The 2,429-nt window shown below is 62.9% G+C and carries 3 protein-coding genes; all 3 read left to right on the top strand.

Annotated features, from left to right (window positions below):
• Positions 1-80: 80 nt before the first annotated feature.
• Positions 81-473 (top strand): IS66-like element accessory protein TnpA, encoded by a 393-nt coding sequence (gene tnpA / locus AYR66_RS28005; RefSeq protein ID WP_141104057.1) that lies wholly within the window; start codon positions 81-83, stop codon positions 471-473.
• Positions 470-802 (top strand): IS66 family insertion sequence element accessory protein TnpB, encoded by a 333-nt coding sequence (gene tnpB / locus AYR66_RS28000; RefSeq protein ID WP_141104056.1) that lies wholly within the window; start codon positions 470-472, stop codon positions 800-802. The genes tnpA and tnpB overlap by 4 nt, the downstream gene beginning before the upstream one ends.
• A gap of 63 nt (positions 803-865) precedes the next feature.
• The gene (gene tnpC, locus AYR66_RS27995) at positions 866-2,377 is read left to right on the top strand and encodes an IS66 family transposase (RefSeq protein WP_088709750.1); all 1,512 of its coding nucleotides are present in this window, start codon (positions 866-868) and stop codon (positions 2,375-2,377) included.
• Positions 2,378-2,429: the final 52 nt, after the last annotated feature.

Below are 2,429 nucleotides of genomic sequence, written 5' to 3'. Positions count from 1 at the left end.
ACGTAAGCGTCCGGCCATTCCATCTTGAAGGGTGATGGCGATCTTGCGAGGATGATGTCCACTTAACTTTAGGTGGACACGTGCACACTAACGAAGGTGAACACCAAGTCGGCCGGCAGCGGCGCCGGCGGCACAGCGCCGAATTCAAAGCCGAAGTAATTGCCGCCTGCCAGCAGCCAGGCGTCTCCATCGCTGCGGTCGCGCTTGCGCACGGTCTCAATGCCAATCTGCTGCGCCACTGGATCATCAAACAGGAACGCGCGGAGGCAACACCGGCGCAGGTGGCGACGCCGAGCAATACCGCGTCGACCGACGTCAAGCATGACTTTGTACCAGTCACTGTCGCTCCCGAGCGGAACCGGGACGACAACATTCGCGTCGAGCTGCGGCGGGGGGCCACCACCGTGACCGTCGTTTGGCCCATGAGTGCTGCGGCCGACTGTGCAGCCTGGCTACGTGAGCTGCTGCGGTGATTCGGATTGAGGCGATCTGGCTGGCGGTCGAACCGATGGACATGCGCGCCGGCATGGAAACCGCCCTGGCGCGCGTGGTCAAGGTATTCGGCGCGGCCCGGCCGCATCACGCCTACCTGTTCGCCAATCGACGCGCCAACCGCCTCAAGGTGCTGGTACATGACGGCATCGGCATCTGGCTGGCGGCACGACGCCTGCATCAAGGCAGGTTCATCTGGCCGGTCTTGGAAGATAAAACAGTCACTCTGTCGCGCGCCCAGTTCGATGCGCTGGTGCTGGGACTGCCATGGCAGCGTGTCGGTGAACGGGGCATCATCACCGTCATTTAATCTTTAGCAAACGCGATGTCGATAGCGATTGTTAACGCCGTCGGCCGCTGGCACGATGTGCGCATGACCGACACCGCTGCCATGCTTGATGCACTCGACGCGCCACAGCTACGCGAACTGGCCCGGCACCTGATGGCCGAGATGCGCGTCAAGCAGGTCATGATCGACAAGCTTACGCATGAGATGGCCGCGCTCAAGCGGCTCAAGTTCGCCGCCCAAAGCGAAGCGTTCCACGTGGGCCAGAAGAGCCTGCTGGAAGAAACCATCGATACCGACCTTGAAGCGCTCGCACAGGAGATCGAGCGCCTGACGTCCCCATCGGCCGAGGAGCGAGAGAAGAGGCAGCCAAAACGCGCTCCCTTGCCGGCACACCTGCCCCGCCGGGAGATTCACCATGAACCGCAATCCACCACCTGCAGCTGCGGCTGCCAGATGAAGCGCATTGGCGAGGACATCGCCGAGAAGCTCGATTACCAGCCGGGCGTCTTTACGGTGGAGCGTCATGTGCGCGGCAAATGGGTATGCAGCCATTGCCAGACGTTGGTGCAGGCGCCGGTGGCACCGCACATCATCGACAAGGGAATGCCGACCTGCGGCTTGCTGGCCCAGGTGCTGGTGGCCAAGTATGGAGATCACTTGCCGCTGTATCGGCAGGAAGGGATCTTCGAGCGCGCCGGCATGGCGATCGCGCGCTCCACGTTGGCGCAGTGGGTGGGCATGTGCGGTGTGCAGCTGCAGCCGCTGGTCGACGCTCTGCGCGAAGAGTTGCTGACCCATGCGGTTCTGCATGCCGATGAAACGCCGGTGGCGATGCTCAAGCCGGGCAACGGCAAGACGCACCGGGCTTACCTGTGGAGCTATTGCACCACGTCGATGCACCCGGTACAGGCAGTCGTGTTCGACTTTGCGGAAAGCCGTGGCGGTCGCCACGCCGCCGAGTTCCTCGGACCTTGGCGCGGCACGCTGGTCTGCGACGATTACAGCGGCTACAAGGCGCTGTTCAGGCTGGGCATCACCGAAGCCGGCTGCATGGCGCATGCGCGGCGCAAGTTCCATCAGCTATGGGCCAATCACAAAAGCCAGATTGCCGAACAGGCGCTCACGCTATTCTGGCGGCTGTATGAAATCGAGCGTGACGTGCAGGAAATGGATGACGCCCAGCGCAAGGCCGTACGTCAACAAAGAAGCCGACCTGCGGCCGATGCGCTGCATGCATGGCTGGCGGCGCAGCGGCAAAGAGTGCCGGATGGAAGCGCGACCGCCAAAGCCATCGATTACAGCCTGGGACGCTGGGGGCCGCTGACGCGCTACCTTGACGATGGCGCACTGCCGATTGATAACAACTGGATCGAGAACCGCATCCGTCCGATTGCCGTTGGCCGCAGCAACTGGCTGTTTGCCGGCAGTCTGCGCGCCGGCAAGCGGGCCGCGGCGGTGATGAGCTTGATCCATTCCGCCCGGCTCAACGGGCATGACCCTTACCTGTACCTCCGGGATATCCTGGAACGGCTGCCGACTCAGCCAGCCAGTCGCATCGACGACCTGCTTCCGCATCGCTGGCAACCCGCCGCCTGAACTCCTACCGCCTTAGATCTCGCTGCCAATACGCGATGGCCGAACGCTTACC

The sequence above is a fragment of the Noviherbaspirillum denitrificans genome (assembly GCF_002211445.1).
GTDB lineage: Bacteria > Pseudomonadota > Gammaproteobacteria > Burkholderiales > Burkholderiaceae_D > Noviherbaspirillum > Noviherbaspirillum denitrificans.
The sequence above is the reverse complement of the archived record's forward strand: the minus strand, read 5'-3'. Positions and strand labels throughout refer to the sequence as shown.